This is a genomic window from Streptomyces tritici (genome assembly GCF_048500665.1).
GTDB lineage: Bacteria > Actinomycetota > Actinomycetes > Streptomycetales > Streptomycetaceae > Streptomyces > Streptomyces tritici.
The window spans coordinates 6036651-6058473 of the sequence record NZ_CP183183.1; the positions used below are offsets into that span (position 1 = coordinate 6036651).

Genomic DNA, 21823 nt, shown 5'->3' on the forward strand with positions numbered 1-21823 from the left:
CACGGCGGCCCCCGGCGGCTCGTCGTGGCCCGGGTGGGCGCACCGGACGGAGACCCGGCCGGTGGTGTTCGGGTGCGAGGGAGCCGGGGCCGGCTCACGTGGGGCTCGGGCGCGGCGGAGAGGGTCAGGCGCGGCGGAAGGGGGTCGGGCGCGGGCGGAGAGGGTCGGGCGCGGGGGAGGGGGCCGGGCGCGGCGGAGAGGGCCAGGCGCGGCGGAGAGGGTCAGGCGCGGCGGATCAGGATGTCCCCGACGCTGGTGCGGGCCTGCACCTCGACGGTGTCGGTGGCGCCGCCGGGGCCCTCGGAGGGGCCGAGCGAGTTCTCGACGCGGCCGAAGCCGGTGTGCAGGTCGAGCCAGGCGGCGGTGGCCTCGGGGATGCCGACCTCGATGTCGCCGGTCGAGGTGCGCAGGTCGACCCGGCCGCGGGGGACCTCGCCGAGGCGGATGTGCCCGTTGGCGGCCTTCGCCTCCGCGCCCGCGTGCGCCACGCCGACGAGGATGCGGCCGTTGGAGGCGTTCAGCTTCAGCGGCCCGGCGACCTCGCCGATCTCGGTGTCCCCGTTGCCGTTCTTCACGCTCGCGGAGCCGTCGACCGCGCCGACCTCGACCCGGCCGAACGCCTGGATCTCGGCGTCGCCGGAGGCGTGCTCGACGCTGACGTCGCCGTGCGAGGTGCGCAGCTCCACGGTGCCGGCCTCGGCGAGCCGGATGTCGCCCATGGAGAGTCTGATCCGGCAGTCGCCGAGCGGACCGGAGCACAGGACGTCCGCCATCGGGCAGGTGGCCTGCACGTCCGAGCCGGCGGGCAGTTCGACCGTCACCTCGATCGAGCCCGTACGCCCGAACAGCGAGCGCTTCTTGGGGCCCTTGACGGTGAGCGTGCCGTTGGCGTACTCGACCTTGGTCTGTTCGGCGGCCTTGACGTCCGCGTCCGCGTGCGCGTCGCGGGGCAGCACCTCGACGACCGTGGTGCCGCGCTCGCCGGCGACGATCCGGGCGGTGCCGGCGTCGAACTCCAGGACCGCGGTGATGGCTCGGGGTGTGTCGAAAGAAGGCATGGGTGTCCCGTCCTCGTGACTCGGTGGGATGTTTCCGCAGGTGGGGGAGGTGTGCGACGGGTCTACCGGACCCAGCCGGTGTAGCTCTGCCCGTGTTTGACGGTGCGGGCGGGGGTCGTGGGCTGCCGGGCCGGCTCCCCGGACTCGACGGCGCGCGCCACGGCGCGTACGAGCCAGGCGTTCACCGACAGCCCCTCCTGGCCGGCGGCCTCCTCGGCGCGGGCCTTGAGGTGGGCGGGGAGGCGGAGGTTGATGCGGGCGGTGCCGCCCTCGTCGGTGTCGAGCGGTGCAGTGGCCGGCGCCGCCGGCGGGGCGGGCGGCGCGGCCTCGGCGGGCTCCGGCACCGGAGCCGGCGTCACGACGAACTCGGGGTCCAGCCCCCGGAGCCGGACGTCCACCGAACCCGGCGCCAGCTCCCGGGTGATCTCGTCCGAGGCGGCGGACAGCGCGTTGAGGATCGTCAGCCGCGCGGCCGATTCCAGCGGAGCGGTGAGCCGCTCGGCCAGGGCCCGGGCTTCGTCCCCGCCGGCGTTCGCGGCGACGGCGAGCTCGTGGCGGAGGTGGTCGACGTAGGGGGTCAGGTCCATAACGCCATAGTGGCATCAAGGTGATGCCAATGCAAGCCCTGGTGGCACCGCATGGCACCACGTGGTGCCACGGGGGTGCCGTGCTGACGCCCTCGGCGGTTCAGAGGCCGAGCCGGAAGACGTGGAGACCGCCGTTCATGACGACGGTCGGGTACGGCTCGGTGAACGCGAGCGCCGTGGCGGGCGCGGGCAGGTGGATCTCGTGGACGTCCGGCTCGAACCGACGGAGGTTCGCCGTGACGGCTCCACCGTAGGGACCGCACCCGCGCGCACGGGCGGGATCGCGCCAACCCGTCCCGGCGCCGGCGACCGCCGCGTACAAGATGCGCCGCCGCGCCGCGCGGGCGCATCCTGTCTGTGTGACCTGGTCCGGCGCGGCCGGGCCCGCCCCCTCGGCCGAACGCCTGGCGGACCGAGCCGGGACGGCCCCAGGGAGCGCGCATGCCGACGGGCTCGTCCCGGGCGGGCTGCCGATGGAGCTCGCCGGGGCGACGGTCCGGGCCGTCGAGTCCGTCGGCGGTACCGCGGGCGCCGTCTATCTGCGCTCCGGCACCGAGGGGCTGCTGCGGCTCGCGCTGCTCGCCGGGTTGCCCGGCGGCCTGTTCCGGCCGTGGTGGCGGATGCACGTCAACCGGCCCTTCCCGGTCGCCGAGGTGTACCGCACCGGACAGCCCGTGTACCTGGCGGACGCCGAGGAGGCCATGCGGCGCTTCCCGCAGCTGATGGCGAGTCTCCCCTTCCCGTTCGGCTCGCTGTACGCGCCCGTGGCCCACGGGCGCGAGCAGTTCGGCGTGCTCGTCGTGCTGCGGCCCGCCACGCCCGGGACGCCGGTCACCCCGGCCGACCGGCAGAGCACGACCGACGCCGGCGAGCAGCTCGGCGCGGCGCTCGCCGAACTCGCCGCCGACGGCCGCCGGGTCCGCTGGGACACCGAACCGGTGTGCGTGCAGCTGCCGTCGCTGACCACCCCGGCGGTCCGCGTCGGCACCTTCGACTGGGACCTCACCTCGGGCGCCGTCTCCGCCGACGACGGCCTCTGCTCGATCCTCGGGATGGCCCCCGGGACCTTCGCCGGCACCGTCGAGGCGCTGGCCGAGCGGCTCGCGCCGGAGGACGCGTACGCACTGTGGGCGCTGGCCCGGCAGGCCGCCGACTCCGGGGGCATCGCCGCCCGCCGGATGCGGCTGCTCGGGCCCGACGGCCGCTCGCACCTCCTGGAGGTGTCGGCCCGGCCCGACCCGCCGGACGGCGTCGGCACGCGCATGAGCGGCTTCCTGGTCGACCTGGGCACCGTCCCCATCGGCTCCGACGCCACCGAACGCGTCCCCCGGGCCGTCGTCGCCATCGACCGGCTCGGCCGGATCATGTACGTCAACCGGCACGGCGAGGACCTGCTGCGGCTGCCCCGCAGCCGGATGGTCGGCCGGCTGCTGCGGGAGGCCGTGCCGTGGTTCGGGCACCCGGCGTACGAGGAGTACCTGCGGTCGGCGCTGATCTCCGGCGACTCCGCGCACTTCCTGGCCGGCCCCGCCCCCGACGAGTGGCTGTCCGTGTCGCTGTACCCCGGTCACGACGGGGTGACGGTCGTCCTCGTCGAGGGCGAACAGCCGGACTACCGGCCCGGTTCGGTCACCAGTCCCGCCCCCGGCATCGGCTCGCCCGCCGACCGGGCGGCCTCGCTGTACCGGCCGGTGGCCCTCGCGATCGCGCTCACCGAGGCCGTGACGGCGCGTCAGGTATCGGCGGTGGTCACCGAGGAGCTGCTGCCCGCCTTCGGCGGCCGGCAACTGGCGATCTACCTGCTGAGCGACCGCCACCTCTACCTCGCCTGGGAGACCGGCTTCCCGCAGGGCTTCCTGGAGCGCTTCGACGGCGTCGGCCTGGACGCCCGGCTGCCGGGCGTCGAGACGCTCACCAGCGGACGTCCGATCTTCTTTGAGTCGATGGAGCAACTCGCCCGCGCCTACCCGGACATCCCGCTCGACACCCACGTCGGCGCGCGCGCCTTCCTGCCCCTGATCGCCTCCGGCCGGCCCGTCGGCTCCTGCATCCTCGGCTTCGACCGGCCGCGCGGCTTCAGCCCCGAGGAGCGCACCGTGCTCACCGCCCTCGCCGGGCTGATCGCCCAGGCCCTGGAGCGGGCCCGGCGGTACGACTCCGAGGCGGCGCTCGCCCGCGGACTGCAGGACGCCCTGCTGCCCAACCGGCTGCCCGTCCGCGACAAGGTCGACACCGTGGGCCGCTACCTCGCCGGCACCCAGGGCATGGACGTCGGCGGCGACTGGTACGACGTCATCGACGCCGGCGGCGGCCGGCTCGCCCTGGTCATCGGCGACGTCCAGGGCCACGGCGTGGCCGCCGCCGCGACCATGGGCCAACTGCGCAGCGCGGTCCGCGCGTTCACCCTCGGCGGGCAAGCCCCGCAGGACGTCGTGCAGGGCACCAACAAGCTCCTCATCGACCTCGACGCGGGCCAGTTCGCCAGCCTCTGCCACGTCGTCCTCGACCCCGAGACCGGCGTCGCCTCCGCCGTGCGCGCCGGGCACCCGCCGCCGCTGCTGCGCCACCCCGACGGACGCACCGAGGTCCTCGAACTCGACGGCGGGATCGTCCTCGGCGTCGCCGGCGACGCCACCTACCCCGTCACCCGGCTGTCCCTCGAACCCGGCGCGGTGCTCGCCCTGTTCACCGACGGACTCGTCGAACGGCCCGGCGCGGACATCGACGAGGGCATCGAGCGGCTGCGCGCCTCCCTCGCCGAGCACGGCCTCGCCCCGCTCACCGAGACCGCCGACGACCTCATCCGCGAGGCCCGGCAGGCCGCCGACCGCCCCGACGACATCGCCCTCCTCCTCGCCGCCCGCTGGTCCGACCTCTCCCGCCCCGCCCGCCGCCGGCCCACGTAGGCTGACGCCGTCCGGGGAGGCGGGGAGGCGAGCGGGGCGTGCGGCTGGAAGCGGTGAGCAAACGGTACGGGCGCGGCGGCTGGGTGCTGCGCGAGGTGCACGCGGACGTGCCGCCCGGCACGGCCGTGGCGTTCCGCGGCGGCAACGGCTCCGGAAAGTCGACGCTGCTGCGCATCCTCGCCGGCGTGAGCCGGCCCACCGGCGGCACGGTCACCGGACGCCCGGCCGTCGTCGGCTACGTGCCCGACCGGTTCGCGCCCGAGGGCCGGATGTCCCCGCGCGCCTACCTCACGCACCTGGGGCGCGTCCGGGGCCTGCGCACCGCCGAGGCCGCCGCCCGCGCCGGGGCGCTGCTCGACCGGCTCGCCCTCGTCGGCGGTGCCGACGCCCCGCTGCGCACCCTGTCCAAGGGCAACGCCCAGAAGGTCGCCCTGGCGCAGGCGCTGCTCGTTCCCCCGGGCCTGCTCGTGCTCGACGAGCCCTGGTCGGGACTCGACGTCTCCGCGCACGGCGTGCTCGCCGAAATCCTGGCGGAGGTCGCGCGGGCCGGCGGAGCGGTGGCGTTCACCGACCACCGCGAGGCGGTGACCGCGGCGCACGCCTCCCGCGCCTACACCGTCGAGAACGGCCGCGTCCGGCCCTCGGACCCACCGGTCCCGCGCGTCGACCCGCCGGTCCCGGGCGTCCCGGCGGCCGAGGTCGTGCTCACCCACCCCGACACCGGCCGCCTGCCCGAACCGGTCGACTGGACGACGCTGCCCGGCGTCCGCGCCACGACCCCCGAGGACGGCGCGCGGACCCGCCTCCGGGTCGAACGGGCCCACGCCGACGCCCTGTTGCGCACCGCCCTCGACCACGGCTGGTCCGTGGCCGAGGTGACGCGCGAACCCGCCGGACCCGGCCGTACGGGAGGCCCCGCGTGACCGCTCTCGTCCGCTACACCTTCGCGCTCGCCCTCCACAGCCAGCGCTACCTCGCCCCGCTGTTCCTCTTCACCGGCCTGACGGCCGTGCTGACCGTCGGCGGCAGCGGCCCCCTGCCGCCCGCGTACGCCTCCTCCGCCGCCGCGCTGTTCGTCGCCTCCGCCTGGCTGGCCGTCGCGCTGTCCAGTCTGGACGAGCCGTCCCAGCGCGCCGTGCTCGCCGTGAGCGCCGGCCGTCCGCTGCGCGTGCTGCTCGGCTCGCTGGCGACCGTGCTGCTCAGCTGTCTGGCCCTGAGCGTCGTCGGCCTGATCTTTCCACTGTGGGCCGGCTCGTACGACCCCGGGCCCGCCGACCTCGCCCTCGGCGCGGTCGCCCAGCTGACCACCGCCCTGACCGGCGTCGCGATCGGGGTCCTGTGCGCACGGCCGGTGTTCCGGCGGCAGGGGTACGCGCTCGTGGCCGCCCTCGCGCTGGTCATGACCGCACTGTTCGTGCCCGGTCTGCCGCCCGTGAACCGGCTGCTGCGCCTGATGTCCGCCTCGCCGGACTCGGCCGCGCTGCTGCCGGGCGCCCTCGGGCTCCTGGCCGGGGCCGCCGTGCTGCTGGCCGGCGCCGCCGCGCTCGCGCACGCCGTGGCCGTCCGGCGCGACTGAACGTCAACGAGCCCGCGTTCACACCCAGTTGACCCCGGCCCGGGCCAGCAGGGGGTCGTCCACCAGTTCCCACAGGGGGACCGACACGTTGCCGGTGCGGTAGCGTCCGCCGAAGTGCAGGGCGAGGACGCGGTGGTCGGTCAGGCCGAAGACGGGCGAGCCGCTGTTGCCGCCGAGCGTCGAGCAGTCGTGGCCCATCACCAGGTCGCCCGGGGTGAACCGGGTCGCCCGGCCCGGCTGGAGGCGTTTGACGTCGTACACGTCCATGAAGATCCGGCGCATCGACTCGGGCTCGTTGCGCCGCCCGTCCCAGGCCGGGTACCCGACCACGTACACCGGATGCCCCGGGACGTCCGCCGGGGCGTCCGCGGCCACCGCCAGCGGCGTCGGCAGCGGGCCGCCGTCGTTCGGCGGGGCGACCCGCAGCACCGCCAGGTCCACGTCCTCGTGCACCCCGACGATCTCCGTGACCTCGTACGTCAGCAGGTCGATCCGGGCGTCCGCCGGGACGAGCGGCAGCTCCTCGCCGGGATCCACCTGCGCCGTCATGCCCTGCTGGAACGTCCACCCGACGCCGTCCGAGCGGGCGAACTCCACCGCCACATGACGGTTCGTCATCACCGTGTCGGGACCGACCAGGAACGCCGTTCCGACCCAGTCGAGCCGCGGATGCCCGCGCACCTCGACCCGGCCCACTCGGGCGATCGACTCCCGGATCCCGTCCCGGTGCGCGTCCAGCAGCGCCCATTCGCCCTCCTGCGGGGCGAAGTCCCGGCCCTGCACGAGGATCGCCGGCCGGCCCTCCAGGAGGACGATCGCCTCCACCCCGAAGTACTCGTCGTCGCCGACCTCGTCCGCCCGGCCCGCGGCCAGCTTCTCCAGACCGGTGACCCCGGCCTCCAGGACCCTCGCGCGCTCCTCGTGGGCGAAGTTCGCGATCTCCACCGCCGGGGCCGCCTCGCCGGCCGGCACCTCGGCCGACTCCGACAGCTCCGCCTCCAGGTTCCTGCGTACGCGCGCGGCCACCTCGGCCAGGTCGCCCAGGACCTGCTCGGGGGCGGTCGCGACCGGCGAACCCGTGTGCATGACCGGTGCCACCTCCGCGTCTCGGGCCCGGACCGCGCCGGGCCGCCCGTCCGTCCGTCCGGCGGCCGCCCACCGCGGGCCGCCCGCCTACCCCCCTCCCCGCGCGGCGGCGGCCAGTCCCGCCTGGAACCGCATGATCTCCGCGTGCACCTCAGGAGCCCCGGTCCGCAGATGGGCCAGGATGCTGCTCAGCTGGGTGCCGACGTTCACGAACGCGGTGCTCTTGCCCTGGAACTCGACGTCCTTCACGTGATGGCTGCCGCGGTGCAGGGCCACCACCCGCCAGTCGTCGGTGAGCACCGGCGAACCCGACGAGCCCTCGCGGGTGTCGGTGTAGTACCGCAGATCGGGCTCGCCGCCCTCCGAGACGATGTTGTTGCGCAGGGCCACCCGTTTCCGCTCCCCGGCCGGGTGCTGGATGATGTTGACCGGCACCGGCGGATCGGTCCGCAGCACCGTCAGCGGCGCCGGCGCGATCCGCAGGGGGTCGCGGACCTGCGGCTCGCGCAGCCGCAGCACCGCGTAGTCCAGCTTCTCGTCGCAGGCGACCAGGGCGGCGACCTCCGCCGCCGACGGCTGCAGTCCCTCCTCGAAGTCGAACTGGCAGACGGCGTGCGCGGCCTGGAGCTCCAGGTCCTCCGGGGCCACCACCGGCCGCGGCTCGCCCCGGCGCCGCTCCCGCGCCTTGATCACATGGTGGTTGGTGACGAACAGCTCCGGCGTGATCAGCCAACCGGTGCCGACGTGCGGCGCGTTGGCGGGCAGCGGCTCGCCCGACCGGTACGGCCGCACCTTCACCAGCGCCACCGCCGCGCCCGCCCGGTGCCCGCCGTGCAGGAAGCCGAACGGAACGGTGTCGTCGCGCAGGATGATCCGCTCCTTGACCTCCCCGGGCTCCGCGTCCTCCGCCAGATCGGGCAGGTCCTCCATGATGTCCGGCTCGCCGCCCGCCGTGCGGGCCACCTCGTCCAGGGCCTGCGCCAGCACCGCCAGCGGGCCCGGCTCGCGGGTCGCCGAGACCGCGTTGCGCAGCCAGATCTGCAGCGGCACCGAACCGTTGACCAGCCGGCCGTCCTCGTTCATCTTCGTCAGCACCGCCCGCGGCGAGCCGCCCGTCTCCGCCAGCGCCCGCGCGTACAGGGGATGGAACCCGGCCAGCAGCGCGTCCCGCCGCCGCGCGTCGCCCAGCCCCGCCCGCTCCGCGGCCGCGACCACCAGCTCCAGGTCCTCCGGCGGCAGGAACGGCTCCGCCGCCGGCCCGACGGTCGCGTCCGACAGCACCTTCGGCAGCCGCCCCCACGAGCCGGACGAGGACACCGTCTCGGGCCCGTAGAACGACGAACCCGCGCCCGCCAGGGCCGTCACCCCGGCCAGGATCGCGCCCGACGGGTCGTGCAGCGTCAGCAGCTGCCCGGCCAGCTCGTCCAGCGTGCCCAGCCGCCGCGCCTCGCCGAGCGCGTCCCGCAGCACCGGGTACGCCCCCGGCTCCGGCCCGGCCGCCACGCCCGCCGCGTCCAGCGCCCGCAGCACCGCCGCGTGCAGCCCGGGCCGGTCGGCCGTCGCCCGCTCCAGGCGCTCCGCCAGCGCGTACAGGGCGGCGTCGTCGACCCGCGGCAGACCCACCACGCGCACCACCCGCCCCAGCAGCGCCGGGTCGCGCGACGCGATCTCGGCGGCCGCCTGACGCACCAGACCGGGATGCTCGGCGAGCCGCTCGTCGGACAGACCGCGCAGCCACCGCGCCAGCCGGTCGGCCAGGGGACCGGCGTTCCAGCCGGCCGCGGCCGCCAGCCGGATCCGGGCGATCAGCGCCCCGGTCTCCTCGAACTCCAGGCCCAGACCGCGGGCCACCGCCTCCGCCTCCCGCAGATCGCTGTCGGCCGTCACATGGTCCTGCGCGTCCTCCGCGAGCCGCGCCGCCAGCCGCAGCAGCTCCAGCTGGGTCTCCGGCCGGCCCGCCGCCCGCGCCCCGTCCACGGCCCGCTCCGCCGTGTCCCGCGCGTCCGCCGCCCGGCCGGCCCGCGCCAGCGTCTCCACCAGCAGCGGGAACAGCCGGCTGCCCGGCGTCCACGGCTGCCGCTCGGCCAGCCGGGCTCGCGCGGCGTCCACGAAGTTCAGCGCGAGCAGATCCTCCACCTCCCGCGCCACCAGCCGCTCCCAGTCCGCCTGTTCGGCCTCCGCGAGCACCGCGTCCGGCGCGTGACCGCCGTGCACGCCCAGCAGGAACGCGGCCGCCCGGCCCGTCAGATCGCGCTCCGCGCCCGCCAGGAAGCCCTTGACCGCGGGCGTCCAGCGGCGCTCCACCCGGCGCGGGTCCTCGTCCAGCCGCAGCCGGTGGTAGATCTCCTCGGCCCGCGCCTCCGCGCCCTCCCGCGCCGCGTAGTACGCGACGGCGCGCTGCCCCACGGCCCGCATCAGATCCGTCCGGGCGCTGTCCGACAGCCGCAGCAGGATCCGCCGCAGATCGGCCCGGTGCCGTACGGCGCCGGGGCCGGCGTCCTCCATCAGGTCCAGCCGCCCCAGCCGGCCGATCAAATCCCGCGCCTCGCGGTCGGAGGCCACCGGAACCCCGGCCGGCTCGGCGAGCACCTCGCGCAGCAGCTCCGGGGTGATCCTGCGCAACGCGAGCCCCGCCAGCACCAGCCGGCGCAGATCGGGCGCCGCGACGTGGTGCAGGATCCGCTCGTACAGGGTGCCCTGGATGAGTTCCTGCTCGACGGCCCGGTCCCGCTGCCGCCGCCGGGTGGGCACGCTGCCGACCTCCTCGCCCAGTGCGGCGACCGAACCGTAGTGCGCGGCGGCGCGCTGCGCGAGGCGCAGGCTCAGCGGATGGCCGCCGACCAGCTCGTACAGCTCGGCCGCCTCCCCGGCGGCCACGCCCAGCGAGGTCAGCACCGCGATCGACGCCTCCCGGTCGAGGTCGCCCAGCGGCACGGCCAGCGGTTCGAGGACGGTGGCCGGGTGCCCGACCGGCGCGCGGCCCGAGACGACGAACCGCAGCCGCGGGTACGCCTTGCGCAGCGTCCCCCAGATCACCCACATCCGGCCGAGGATCGGCGAGCCGCGGTACTGGGCCTCCTCGAACGAGTCGACGGCGACGACCAGCGGCGGGGGCGCCCCGCCGCCGGCCGGGGCGGCGGCCTTCGCGACCAGACGGGCGACCCGGTCCGCGAGCTCCGCGTCGCGGTCCGCGGCCCGGGTGTGGAACTCCCGCGAGTACTGCCGCGCCGACGAGGCGCGGGTCGCCGACAGCCGGTACAGCTGATCCATCTGGGCGCGCGAGCCCCGCTGTTCGGCCGCCTCGGCCTCGCACACCGCGGCCAGCTCCTCGAACCCGGCCCGGTGCTCCGGGTACTGCACGCCGAGCTGACGGGCCACCTCGCCGATCACGGTGACCGGTTCGTGCACGGAGAGCGTGGGCCGGCCGAAGTCGACGAAGGCGAACGGGAACGGAGCCGCGTCGAGCGCGTCGAGGAGGAACCGCGCCAGCAGGGTGCTCTTGCCCACGCCCGCGATGCCGTGCACGACGACGGGCGGCTCGGCCGGCTCGGGCGGCAGCGCGAGGTAGTCGTGCAGCAGCTTCAGCTCCCGCGACCGGCCGTGGAACACGTCCCCCGGCGCCAGCCGGCGCAGCGGCTGCAGCAGCCGGGCCCGCTGGAGCCGGCGGTGCAGCTCGGCGGTGTCGGGCAGGCGGGGCACCCCGGGGACCTGTGACAGCCAGGTCACGGCCTGCAGGGTGGCGGTCAGCTCGTCCACGTCCAGGGAGTCCAGGAGCGGCGGCACCCCGGACAGATAGTCCAGGGCGCGGCGCTCGGGCCCCGCGCTGTCGGGGAACTGCCCGATGCTGGCGGCCAGATGACGCCGGGCGCTCTCCGGCCCGTCCAGCCCGCGCAGCGTCGCCTCGCGCACGTCGCGCCGCAGGGACCACAGTTCGCGGTCCGGCAGCGCCTCCGCCGTGCAGTCCTCCACCAGCGCGAGCGCCGCCTCCGGACCGGCGGGTGAGCCGTCCGGCAGCCGCAGCCGCTCCGGGTCGAACTCCCCGAGCAGACAAGCCGCCCGCCGGTACGCGAGCCGCAGGTCGGCGACGGGAGCACGGGCCGGCGTCCCGGCCGCGGCCAGCTCCGTGCGCAGCAGCGCCGGGAGTTCGGGCACGGGGCCGAGCGCGCGGTGCAGCCGTACGGCGGTCTCCGCCGCGGTGCAGACGCGGCGCATGAACCCGGCGTCGCCGTCGGGTGCTCCGGCCGCTTCGAGGACCGCGGCGACGAGCGCGTCCACGTCCACGTCCACGCCCGCGCCCGCCGGTCCGAGCAGCTTCACGAAGAACTCCCGGATCTCGTCCCCGCCGACCGGCAGGGCGGTGTCGCGCAGCTCGTTCTTCCGTATCTCGTACGGAAGTTGCCGGGCCAGCTCGGAGTAGCCGAGCAGCACGAGCCGGGGCACCGACCGGGGGCGGACCGGCGTGTACTCGTAGACGGCCAGGGCCAGTCTGCCGATGCAGTCCCAGACGTCGGAGTCGGCGTCGAGCTTGTCGCACTCGTCGAGGACCAGCCAGTACCGCTCCCGCCCGGCGCTCGCCTTGCGGACCACCGTGTGCACCGCGTCGTCGATCGCCGCGACCGGGTCGTTGCACTCCGCCCGCTCCCACAACGGGTCCGGCGCGGCACCCGGTTCGGTGAGGACCTCGTCGAACCGCTCCAGGACCTTGCGGGCCGTGGAGTGGCGCGACAGCGTCACCCGCACGGGCCTGAACCCGAGATGCTGGCCGAGGTGCCGCAGGAAGCCGTACGTGTACGAGCGGCCGCTGTGCGGCGCGCCGTCCACGACCAGCACGGTCTTCTCCGCGTCGGCGACGAACTCCCGCAGCCGGGCGCGCAGTCCGGCCCGGTCGAGGAACACCTCCGCGCCGCCCCGGAGCACCACCGCCTCGAACGGTTCGTGCGCCGCCTCGCGTTCGGCCTCGTCCTCCCGCAGGCCCGCCAGCAGCGTCCGCACCTCGGCCTCCCGCTCCGGGACGCGCAGCGCGTCCAGGCCGGCGAGCACGTCGAGCAGCCGCCGCTGCTGCGTGATGTCCTGACGCGCGGCCCTGACCAGCGCGGTCGCGTTGCCGCCGGTGTCCGGGGTGAGGGGGAGTGCGCCGACGAACCCGGCGGGAAACCCGAAGGTGGTGAGCCGGGCCCGGGGATCGGGAGTGTCGAGGAGATGGTCCCGTACCCACGTGGTGACCAGGTCCCATTCCGTATCGGTGAGCGGCATACCGCACCTGCCCGACGGTTCTGTGGCTTCCATGCTTCCACCGGCCGGAACGCCCCGCAAACTCAGGGTTCGATCACGATGCCCTCGTACGACTCGAGCCGCCGCCAGCGGTCCTCGGGCGCGCGCGGCAGCGGCATCAGGTCCACGTCGGGCAGCGGCCCGAACTCCAGCTCCGTCAGCTCGGCCACGTCCGAGACCGGCACCTGATACAGCCGGAACGGGCCCAGCGGCGGCGGCGCCCCCGCCGTCGCGCCGAGCAGCGCGCGGTCCGCGTCCCGGACCAGGTCCGGGCTCTGGTCGAGCACGTACGCGCTCGCCGCCAGCGCGCCGTCCAGCATGAACGCGGCCACCTTCCAGAACCGCAGCGGGACCTGGACGCCCCGGTACGGCGGGTCCGAATCGTGCAGCACCGGACCGGTGAGCAGGACGAGGCGGCGGTCGAACACGGCCGGATGGTCGAGCAGATGGTGCTCCAGGCCCTGCCAGAGCCGCAGGTCCTGGTTGACCACGTCGGCGCGCGGGACGCCGTTGGGGGAGTGGAAGGTGTCGGCCGCGGCCCGGTGCGCGAGATCCGCCGGCCCCCAGGCCGCGAGGTGGCCCGCCACCAGCCGGGCGCGGTCCAGGCTGTTGTTCCGGTACAGCTCGTCGCCGGCCTGGGCCCCGGCGGACACCCGCGGCTCGTCCCGCCACGCCTCCTCGGCGGGGGCCTCCTCCACCATGGCGCGGCCGTCGACGCCGACGGCGGCGGCGACGGCCAGCCGCCGGTCCGGCCGCAGCGCCACGCTGAAGTGCGTGTACGGCAGGACCACCGTCTCGACGCCCGCCCGCGCGGGCATCGGCAGCGGCACGGCCGGCCCGAGGAAGGCCTCGTCGTACCCGAGGCGGTCGGCGAGGGGCCCCGCGGGCTCGGAACTGTTCATACGAACGGTCTTACCGCGCCTCCCGGCCCCCCGCGCGACCCCCGGCCCGAGGCCACCCGATCAGCCGCGCCCGGGGAGCCTCAAGGGCCTCTGAGCCCCGTGCGGCCCTGGGCTCGCCCGCCACGGTCGCCCCCGGCCTTGGAGCACCGCGTCGCGCCCGGGGCTCGGAGTACCGGGTGGCCCGGCCTCGGAGTACCGCGTGGCCCCGGACTCGGAGCACGGCGTGGCCCCGGACTCAGAGCACCGCGTGGCCCCGGGCCGCGCCGAGGGCGGTGGCCAGCTGGGCGCGGGAGCGGACGTCGAGCTTCTGGTAGATCCGGGTCAGCCGGGCCTCGACCGTCTTCACGCTCAGGAACAGCTTCGCCGCCGCCTCCTGGTTGCTGGCCCCCTGGCCGACCAGCAGCGCCAGACGCTGCTCCGCCTCTGTCAGGGACGCCAGCGCCAGCTCGCCCGCCGGGGCCTGCTCGGCCGGCGTCCGGGCCGACGGGGTCTCCGCCGCCAGCGCCAGCCACGGCGTCGCGCCCGCCCGCTCGAACACCGCCGCCGCCGTCTGCAGCGCGCTCTGCGCCGCCGACCTGCGCCGCCGGCGCCGCTCCACCCGGGCCAGGGCCACCAGTGCCCGGCCCCGCTCCAGCGGCAGCCCGGCCGCGTCGAACCGCTCCGCGGTCGCCGCCAGCAGCTCCGCCGCCTCGTCGGCGCAGCCCACGGCGGCCAGCCGCAGGCCCTCCGCCCGGTCCAGGCCGAGCAGCACCGCCGTACGGCCCAGGCGCTCCGCCACCGGCCGCACCTCCGCCAGCAACTCCTCCGCGGCGTCCGGCTGGTCGCCCGCGACCAGCGCCTCCGCCAGCTCCTCGTGCCAGCGCAGCATCGACGGGTCGACCGTCGCCTGGGCGCGCTCCTCGGTCCGGACCCGGTTCAGCGTCTCCAGGGCGGAGGCGACGTCGCCGTTCACCAGCTGCACCCGGCCGAGGGCGTACAGGCTCCGGGAGAGGAACACGTGATCGCCCTCCTCCTCGGACGCCTGCACGCTGCGCCGGGCGTAGCTCGCCGCGCGGCTGAAGCTGCCGCCCGCGGTCTCCGCGAGGGCGAGCCCGTACCAGGCCGGCCCGGGGGACAGGCCGGCCTCCAGGGTCAGTGCGAGGGCCTGCCCGGCGTGCGCGAGCGAGGCCGCGCACATGCCGTTGCGGGACTCGATCTCGGCGAGCGTGCTGAAGAGTTCGATCGCGTCCTCGACCGGCCCGCGCCGCTGCACCAGCGGCAGCAGCGCGTTGAGCGCGTCGCGGGCGTCGGTGAGCCGCGCGTCGAACAGGGCGTGACGGATCGTCAGGATCTGTGCGGCGTTGCGGATCCCGAGCGGCCGCTCGGACATCTCCAGGGCGCGCGCCTGCGCGAGGACCGTCTCCGCGTCGGGCGAGCCCAGCACCCGGTCCATGCGCGCCTGCACGGTCAGGGCGCGGGCGGCCGTCCGAGGGTCGCCGATCGACGCGGCGAGCGCGGCCGACTCGACGGCCGCGGCCCGCGAGCGCACCGGATCGCCGTCCGCCAGCACGTACTTGACGGCCAGCCGCAGCAGCACCGCCGAGCGCAGCGCCGGGTCGCCGTCGGAGTCCTCCATGGCGTGCACGTACATCTCGTCGAGCCCGGTCAGCCCCTGGCCGGCGGTGTCCAGGACCGCGAGCCGCGCCCGGACCCGGTCCGGCGGCTCGGCGTCGCGGGCCAGCAGGTCCGCGGCGGCGCGCACGGCCAGATCGGCGCGGGCGGCGCGGGCCGCCTCCTCGGCGGCGTCGACGAGCCGCGCGATGCGCCGCGGCCCGTGCTCGACGGGCGTGGACTCGGCGGCGAGCAGGGCGAGTTCGGCGGCCAGCGCGCTGTTGCCGCGGCGCCGGGCGGTCTCCGCGGCGACGCCGAGGGCGGCCGCCAGGGCCGCGTCGGGCGCGTCGGCGGCGAGCGCCCGGTGCCGTACGGCCTCGACGGGGTCGTCGACCACCTCGGCCAGCGCCGCGTGGCCGGCGCTGCGCTCGGCCCAGCAGGCGTCGTGGACGAGGGTGGAGGGCAGGACGCCCGCGGTGAACGCGACGCTGCCGTCCTCGCCGAGGGACACCAGCGCGGCGCGCTCGGCGGCGATGAGGTCGGCCTCGGCCGTCGGCCGGCCGGCCCGGCGGATCAGCGCGGTCGAGGGCCGCAGGGCCAGCGCGGCCAGCAGCAGCGTCTCGCGAACGGGCGGCGGGGCCGCGCCGAGGAGCTGGCGGGCGAGGTCGCGGGCCCGGCCGGAGAGCGTGAGCGCCTCGGCGTGGTGCACGGGCGTGCGGGCGTCGGCGAGCGAGCGGCCCACGGCGAGCGCGAGCCGCGGATTGCCGCCGCTGGCTTTGTGGATCCGGCCGGCCATCCGGGACGGCAGCCGGTGGTGGATCAGCAGTTCGGCGATCTCGTCCGCCTGCAGCGGCGGTACGAGCAGTACGTCCGCCTCGGACGGCACCCACAGCTGCGGGGCGTCCGGCGTGTGGCAGGCGGGGGTCTCGACGGCGATCACGCGCAGCGCGGGCGGCGCGAGGTGCAGGGCGAAGCGCAGCAGGTCGGCGCTGTCCGGGTCGATGCGCTCCACGCCGTCCAGGACCAGCAGGACCGGCCCGTCGGCGGCGAGCTCGCGCAGCAGCTGGGCGAGACCGAGCCGGAGCGCGATCGGGTCCCATCCGTCCTCGGGGACCGGGGCCTCGCGGCACAGGACGGCGACGGCGCCGCGCTGGGGGCCCGGGAGCCGGTCCAGGACGTCGGGCCGGCCGACGGAGGCGACGAGCGCGGCCGCCGAAGCGCCCGGTATGTCCCGGTCGGAGGGGAGAGTGGCCAGCCAGATCACGGTCTCGCCGCGGGACTCGGCACGGGCCGCGGCGGCCAGCGCCACCTCGGTCTTGCCGACGCCGGCGGGGCCGGTGAGCAGGGCGCGGCCGCGGGAGTGCAGCACGTGGTCCAGTCGGCCGAGGAGTTCCTCCCGGCCCACCGGCGCAGCGCGGTAGGACGACGTCGTCGTCACGTTCCCACCACCCTCCGGCGCACTCGGGCCCCCTGCCCGTGTTGCGCAGAGGATACGGAGGTCAGGGGCACAGTAAAGGCCCGCTGTCCGTCATTCGGACAGCGGGCTCCGCTCCCAACTGGGGGGCGCGCCAATGGTTTAGACCACCAACGCGCCCCTGACCAGCGGTGTTGCGGTTGTGGGGGGTGGGTCAGGAGGTGCTCAGAAGGTCAGGCTCCACGAGTCGATGTAGCCGGTGTCACCCGAGTACACATCGCGGACCTGAAGCTTCCAGGTGCCGTTGGCGACCTCGCTGGAGGCGTCGACGGTGTAGGTCGTCAGCACGTTGTCGGCGCCGTCCGAGGAGGACGAGGCCTTCAGGTTGCGGACGGTGCCGTCCGGGGCGACCAGGTCGATGACCAGGTCACCGCGGTAGGTGTGCTTGATGTCGACGGCGACCTTGAGGGTGGCCGGCGCGTTGCCGGTCTGACCGGTGACCGCGATCGAGGAGGACACGGTGGTGTTGTCCGCGATCGTCACGTTCGTCGCGTTGGTGAAGACGTTGCCGGTCGGCGGCGTGGTCGTGCCGGTGACGGCCTCCACGGTCTTCGCGGCGTCCGCGATGCCCGTGCCGCAGCCGCCGGAGCAGGTGCCGGGCAGCGGCCGCGCGTTGGCCTTGATCGCCGACTCGATGTCGGCCGGGGTCAGGGTGCTCTTGGCCGACTCGAGCAGGGCGGCGAGGCCGGCGATGTGCGGCGCGGCCATCGAAGTGCCCTGGTAGGGCTTGTAGTTCTCGAGCGACTGGGTCGTCGTGCCCGAGTTCAGCGTGGAGTAGATGCCGTTCTCAGGGGTGGTCACCGTGCCGGGCGTGTCGGTGGCGCGGCGGGTCTCGCCGCCGGGGGCCGAGACGTCGACGATGGTGCCGTAGTTCGAGTAGTACGAGCGGTTGCCCTCACGGCTCGTGGACGCCACGGTGATGACGTTCGAGCAGTTGGCGGGGGTGAAACCGGAGGTGTTGGCGTTGCTGTTGCCGGCCGCCACGACGACGGTGGTGCCGCGGCTGACGGCGCCGTTGATCGCGGTCTGGTAGACGCTCGGGCAGGTGGAGCTGGCGCCGCCCAGGCTCAGGTTGATGACCTTGGCCGGGGTGGGGTTGGCCGGAACGCCCGGGACGGAGCCGCCGGACGCCCAGGTGATGGCGTCGGCGATGTCCGCGGAGGAACCGCCGCACTTGCCGAGGACGCGGACCGGCTGGATCTTCGCGTTGTACGCGATGCCGGCGATGCCCTTGGTGTTGTGGGTGACCGCGCCGATGGTGCCGGCCACGTGGGTGCCGTGCCAGGAGGAGTTCGACGCGCGGGAGCCGGTGCCGCACTCGCCGTCGGTCGCGTTCCAGTCGCCCTCGTCCTTCGCGTCCGCGTCACGGCCGTTGCCGTCGCGGGCGTCGGCGGAGGACGAGATGAAGTCGTAGCCGGAGACGACGTTGGACGCCAGGTCCGAGTGGGCCGCGTAGCCGGTGTCGATGACCGCGACGGTGACGCCCGAGCCGGTGGTCTTGTCCCAGGCCGGCGGAACGTTCATGCCGCCGGTGGCCTCGAAGAGGTCCCACTGCTTGGCGTAGTCGGTGTCGTTCGGGGTCACGGCCATCGCGTAGGCGCGGATGTCCGGTTCCACGGAGGCGACGGACGGGTCGGCGCGGAAGGCCGCCATGACCTCGTTCACGTCCTGCTTCGTGGCGCTGTCGCCCAGGTCGACAAGGGCGCCGCCACCGGCGAGCCGGCGCTCGAACGAGAGCGCCTCACCGGTCGCGGCGCCCTTGGCCGCCGCGTCGCTCTTCGCGGCGGCGTTGGAACCGGCCTCGGCGGTCTTCGCCTTGTAGGTGACGATGACCTTCTCGACCGGAGCGGAGGGAAGGGCGGTCATGGCCTGCGAAGCCGGAACCGGCTTCGGGGCCGGGGCGGCGGCCAGCGCCACGGTGGAGGTGGCGGCGGCGCCCAGCACAGCGGCGCTCGCGACCACGACGGATATGAGTCTCCGCCTGGAACCGTTCAAGGTGTGTTGCCCTTTCAGCTACGACGTTTGCGGAGCCTTGGCGGGCGGCGCGGGAACCGTGGTGCGGGAGTGGGGGTCGCGGTCCACGATTCCCTGGGCTTGGGGGGCCCTGCGCCGCCGCCGGCACGACGGCCCGGGTCAAGGCCGCCCCCGGACGACCCCCACCAGCTGCATGCACCTGACAGGTGCAGGCCGGAGGAGGGGATCTGCCGGTGCGGCAGACAGTAGGGAAACCGCGGATGAACCCGATACGGGGAAAACCCTTGTCGCCCCCCGAGGGGGTGGGGGCGGGGGAGGGGGATGCCCGCGGGAAGGGGCAGGGGTGGTCAGCCCAGTTCGAGGGTGGTGATGCCGTAGATGCGGGCGTGGGCCACGGGGCGGGTGGGGCCGGTGTACATGCGGGCCGTGGCGAAGGTGGGGGTGAGACCGCGGGAGGCGGCCAGCGTGGTGGCGGGCTCGTTGGGCTCCGGGACGTCGATCGCGACGCGCGGGGAGCCGAGGGCGCGCGCCTCGGCCGCGAGGGCGTCCAGGAGGGCGGCGGCGTCGGCGGGAGTGTCCGCGAACAGGGGGCCGATGCGGGCCTCGTCCTCCGCCGGGCGGACCACGCCGTACCCGGTGAGGCGGCCGTCGGTCACACGGGCCAGGGCGCGGTGACCGGGCGTACCGACCCAGCGGTCGAGGAAGCGCGGGCGCTCCGCCGGGTGGCAGGCGCCGTCGTACGCGGCCAGCGCCGCCGCGTCGACCTCGGCCGCGGGGACGACGTCCGGCGCGGGCTCCGCCGACGTGGGCGGCTCGCCGACCCAGCGGGCGGTGCGGTGCGCCAGGACGAAGCCGGAGCGGCGGTAGTTGTCCTGCTGGTCCGGCACCCCGTCGAGGCCCACCGTCCGGTCCCCGGCGTGCGCCAGCGCGGCGCGCCAGGTCGCCAGGCCGTGGCCCTGGCCGCGCAGGTCCGGTCGGACCAGGTAGAAGCCCAGGAAGGCGTACGCCTCGCTGTAGTTGACCACCGAGATCGCCGAGACCGGCTCCCCGTCGAGCCGTCCCAGGAAGAAGCCCTCCGGGTCCTGCGCGAAGAACGCCCGCGCGTCGTCGAGGCCCGGGTTCCAGCCCTCCGCCACCGCCCACTTCCGCACCAGTTCCCAGTCCGCCAGGCGCGCGCGGGTGACCTCCAGGGCGGACTGCGTCATCGTGGGCCTCCGGGCGCGGGCGGGCACGGCGACGCACCATCCGCGCGCGCCGGTACGGTCGGATCCGCCCGAATCCTACCGACGCGCGCACCGGGCCCCGGCTCCCACAGCACGGTTCCGGCCACGCCCCCGCGCGAGCACGGGAGCTGCCCACGTGCGGCCTCTGCCGGTGCCGCCGCGGGCGTTCAGTCCAGGAGTCGCAGCGCGGTCGCCGCCACCCCCACGCGTACCGACTGACCCCAGGTCAGTTCCAGGGCGTCGGACTCCATTCCGTCGCCGAAGGCCACCAGCCGGTCCGACTCCACCGTCAGCCGCAGACCCTCCGACCGGCTCAGGAGTCCCTCGACCCGCGAGGTTCCCGTCGCGGGCGACGGCCACGCCTCGCGGACGAACCAGATCAGCCGGGGATCCGCCGGACCCGGAAGGGCGAGGGCGCTGCCGCTCTGCTGCCAGAGCGAGCGCAGCCAGCCCGTCGCGCCCGTGCCCGTCCCCACCAGCACCCCCGACGACGCCTGCGCCTCCGGCGCCGTCCGCCCGTCGTCCGGCCCCAGCCGGTACCGCGCCGTCTGGTGCCCCGGCGGCCCCACGTAGATCTCGTTCAGCGCCACCAGCCGCTGCGCGTCGTCCGTCACCGCCTCCACCATGGTCAGCTCGTCCACGACCGCTCGCCCCGCCGTCGTCGACGGCAGCAGCCGCGCCGCGTCCGCGGCCCGGTGCCGCACGAGCACCCCCGGGTTCCGCCCCGGGTCCGTGTCGATGCCGATCACCGGCTGGCCGTCCAGGTACTTCGCGGCGTTCGCCACCAGACCGTCCTGGCCGACCACGACCACCACGTCCTCCGGACCGAACAGGAACCTGTCCAGATCCGCACGCTCCACCCGGCTCTGCCGCCACTGCAGCGGCACGGCCGCCGCCACCGCGGCCAGCGCGCGCCCCGTGCGCTCGTGCCGCTCCCTCACCTCCTCGATGTCCCGGCCTCGGCTGGACAGGAAGAACGCCGCCTGCCCGTGCGTCCCGTGCCGGGCGAGCAACTCCTCGTACTCCGTCGTGCGGTGGACGAGCACCGCCCGCGGCGCGAGGCTCACGCCCGGCCCCCGCCGCCCGCGCCGCCGTTCCCGCCGGCGCCGCCGCCGAGCTTCGCGAGCAGGCCCGTCAGCACGTCCGGCGACAGCGTCAGGCTGTCGATCCGCGGCAGGTTCTCCGCCGCGCGGGTCGCCGCCAGCGCGTGCAGCGTCGACGCGTCCACCTCGCCGTGCACCCGCAGCCAGGCCGCCTGTGCCTGCGCCCGCGCCTCGCCGACCTCGCGCGCCGCCTCGGCCTCGGCCCGGGCGAGCCGCACCTTGCGTCCGGCTTCCGCCTCGGCCCGCACCGCGTCCGCGGCCGCGCTCTCCTCGGCCTCGCGCCGGGCGTTCGTGCCGCGCTGGTCGACCAGCCGCTCCTCCTGCCGGGCCAGCTCGATCTTGCTCGCCAACTCGTTCTCGGCGATGGCGCGTTCCCGCTCGACCGCCACCGCGCGCCGCTCGTACGTCGCCCGGTCCGCCTCCTGCTGGATCTGCTCGCGGGCCGGCGTCCGCAGCGCCCGCTCCACCTCCGGCTCCGGCCGGATCGCCACCACGCGCACCGCCACGACCTCGATCCCGGTGGCCGGCAGCCGCGGCTCCTCGGCGAGCCCGGCGGCGATCCGGTCCCGTACGGCGGCGACGCCGTCGACCAGCGCGGCGGCCAGCGGCGTACGGGCCAGCACGTCCAGCGCGTGCTGCTGGGCGGTCTCGGTGAGCAGCGTGGAGATCTGCTCCAGCGGCGCGCCGCGCCACGCGCCCGTGTCCGGGTCGATCGAGAAGTCCAGGCGCGTCGCGGCCGCCTCCGGCTCGCTGATCCGGTACGTGACGGTGGACTGCACGCTCACGTCCTGGAAGTCGGCCGTACGGGCGTGGAACGCCATGGTCAGCTCCCGGTCGTTGACCGGCACTTCGGAGAGCGCCGCGGTCAACGAGCGGTACCAGAAGCTGAGTCCGGTCCCGTCGTGCACCAGCTTGCCGCGCCGGTGGTGCCGGATGTGCGCGGTGGGCGCGGAGCGCAGGTGCCGCCAGCCGGCGCGGCGCGTGATGTCGGCCATGGGTCCCCCAGGACTCGTCGGGTCGAGTTGTCGTCGACATGACGATATGCCGAAGGGACTCTTTTCGTCAAGATGACG

General features: G+C 75.7%; 14 protein-coding genes. 3 read left to right on the plus strand and 11 right to left on the minus strand.

Annotation, left to right across the window (positions count from 1 at the left end; translation table 11 throughout):
* Positions 1-221 precede the first annotated feature (221 nt).
* The 3 genes from ACNJ93_RS27690 to ACNJ93_RS27700 form a co-directional block, all read right to left on the minus strand.
* On the minus strand, positions 222-1058 hold the full coding sequence (locus ACNJ93_RS27690; RefSeq protein ID WP_418960173.1) for a DUF4097 family beta strand repeat-containing protein: 837 nt from the start codon (positions 1056-1058) through the stop codon (positions 222-224).
* A 62-nt stretch (positions 1059-1120) separates the two neighbouring features.
* The gene (locus ACNJ93_RS27695) at positions 1121-1645 is read right to left on the minus strand and encodes a toxin-antitoxin system HicB family antitoxin (RefSeq protein ID WP_418960174.1); all 525 of its coding nucleotides are present in this window, start codon (positions 1643-1645) and stop codon (positions 1121-1123) included.
* 100 nt (positions 1646-1745) lie between these two features.
* Positions 1746-1967 carry a hypothetical protein gene (locus tag ACNJ93_RS27700; protein WP_418960175.1) on the minus strand — a complete coding sequence of 74 codons (222 nt, stop codon included), beginning with the start codon at positions 1965-1967 and terminating at the stop codon, positions 1746-1748.
* A 1-nt stretch (position 1968) separates the two neighbouring features.
* On the opposite strand from ACNJ93_RS27700, the gene ACNJ93_RS27705 reads away from it, so the two are divergent.
* Genes ACNJ93_RS27705 through ACNJ93_RS27715 form a run of 3 tightly spaced genes read left to right on the plus strand, consistent with a single transcriptional unit; the run spans position 1969 to position 6127 of the window.
* Positions 1969-4551, plus strand: a complete 2583-nt coding sequence (locus ACNJ93_RS27705) for a SpoIIE family protein phosphatase (RefSeq protein WP_418960176.1) — start codon at positions 1969-1971, stop codon at positions 4549-4551.
* Between the two features lie 38 nt (positions 4552-4589).
* On the plus strand, positions 4590-5474 hold the full coding sequence (locus ACNJ93_RS27710; RefSeq protein WP_418960177.1) for an ABC transporter ATP-binding protein: 885 nt from the start codon (positions 4590-4592) through the stop codon (positions 5472-5474).
* Positions 5471-6127 carry a hypothetical protein gene (locus ACNJ93_RS27715; protein WP_418960178.1) on the plus strand — a complete coding sequence of 219 codons (657 nt, stop codon included), beginning with the start codon at positions 5471-5473 and terminating at the stop codon, positions 6125-6127. The genes ACNJ93_RS27710 and ACNJ93_RS27715 overlap by 4 nt, the downstream gene beginning before the upstream one ends.
* Before the next feature lie 18 nt (positions 6128-6145).
* Here the strand turns inward: ACNJ93_RS27715 and ACNJ93_RS27720 are convergent, their stop codons facing one another.
* The 8 genes from ACNJ93_RS27720 to ACNJ93_RS27755 form a co-directional block, all read right to left on the minus strand.
* Positions 6146-7213: a trypsin-like serine peptidase gene (locus tag ACNJ93_RS27720; RefSeq protein ID WP_418960179.1), complete on the minus strand. Its 1068-nt coding sequence runs from the start codon at positions 7211-7213 to the stop codon at positions 6146-6148.
* 87 nt (positions 7214-7300) lie between these two features.
* Entirely contained in the window at positions 7301-12466 is a 5166-nt protein-coding gene (locus ACNJ93_RS27725) for a trypsin-like peptidase domain-containing protein (RefSeq protein ID WP_418960180.1), read from the minus strand.
* 62 nt (positions 12467-12528) lie between these two features.
* Positions 12529-13386, minus strand: coding sequence for a DNA/RNA non-specific endonuclease (locus tag ACNJ93_RS27730; protein WP_418960181.1), 858 nt, complete (start codon positions 13384-13386; stop codon positions 12529-12531).
* Between the two features lie 235 nt (positions 13387-13621).
* Entirely contained in the window at positions 13622-16414 is a 2793-nt protein-coding gene (locus ACNJ93_RS27735; RefSeq protein WP_418960182.1) for an AAA family ATPase, read from the minus strand.
* Between the two features lie 201 nt (positions 16415-16615).
* Entirely contained in the window at positions 16616-18316 is a 1701-nt protein-coding gene (locus ACNJ93_RS27740) for a S8 family peptidase (RefSeq protein ID WP_418961552.1), read from the minus strand.
* 455 nt (positions 18317-18771) lie between these two features.
* The gene (locus tag ACNJ93_RS27745; RefSeq protein WP_418960183.1) at positions 18772-19629 is read right to left on the minus strand and encodes a GNAT family N-acetyltransferase; all 858 of its coding nucleotides are present in this window, start codon (positions 19627-19629) and stop codon (positions 18772-18774) included.
* Positions 19630-19814: 185 nt separating this feature from the next.
* The gene (locus tag ACNJ93_RS27750) at positions 19815-20714 is read right to left on the minus strand and encodes a hypothetical protein (RefSeq protein WP_418960184.1); all 900 of its coding nucleotides are present in this window, start codon (positions 20712-20714) and stop codon (positions 19815-19817) included.
* Positions 20711-21745 (minus strand): SPFH domain-containing protein, encoded by a 1035-nt coding sequence (locus ACNJ93_RS27755; RefSeq protein ID WP_418960185.1) that lies wholly within the window; start codon positions 21743-21745, stop codon positions 20711-20713. The genes ACNJ93_RS27750 and ACNJ93_RS27755 overlap by 4 nt, the downstream gene beginning before the upstream one ends.
* Positions 21746-21823 lie beyond the last annotated feature (78 nt).

Excerpts from the sequence above, each read along its gene's own strand:
- ACNJ93_RS27690 (WP_418960173.1), bottom strand. The coding sequence starts at position 1,058 with ATGCCTTCTTTCGACACACCCCGAGCCATCACCGCGGTCCTGGAGTTC.
- ACNJ93_RS27695 (WP_418960174.1), bottom strand. The coding sequence starts at position 1,645 with ATGGACCTGACCCCCTACGTCGACCACCTCCGCCACGAGCTCGCCGTC.
- ACNJ93_RS27705 (WP_418960176.1), top strand. The coding sequence starts at position 1,969 with ATGCGCCGCCGCGCCGCGCGGGCGCATCCTGTCTGTGTGACCTGGTCC.
- ACNJ93_RS27720 (WP_418960179.1), bottom strand. The coding sequence starts at position 7,213 with ATGCACACGGGTTCGCCGGTCGCGACCGCCCCCGAGCAGGTCCTGGGC.
- ACNJ93_RS27725 (WP_418960180.1), bottom strand. The coding sequence starts at position 12,466 with ATGCCGCTCACCGATACGGAATGGGACCTGGTCACCACGTGGGTACGG.
- ACNJ93_RS27730 (WP_418960181.1), bottom strand. The coding sequence starts at position 13,386 with ATGAACAGTTCCGAGCCCGCGGGGCCCCTCGCCGACCGCCTCGGGTAC.
- ACNJ93_RS27740 (WP_418961552.1), bottom strand. The coding sequence starts at position 18,316 with ATGACCGCCCTTCCCTCCGCTCCGGTCGAGAAGGTCATCGTCACCTAC.
- ACNJ93_RS27745 (WP_418960183.1), bottom strand. The coding sequence starts at position 19,629 with ATGACGCAGTCCGCCCTGGAGGTCACCCGCGCGCGCCTGGCGGACTGG.
- ACNJ93_RS27755 (WP_418960185.1), bottom strand. The coding sequence starts at position 21,745 with ATGGCCGACATCACGCGCCGCGCCGGCTGGCGGCACCTGCGCTCCGCG.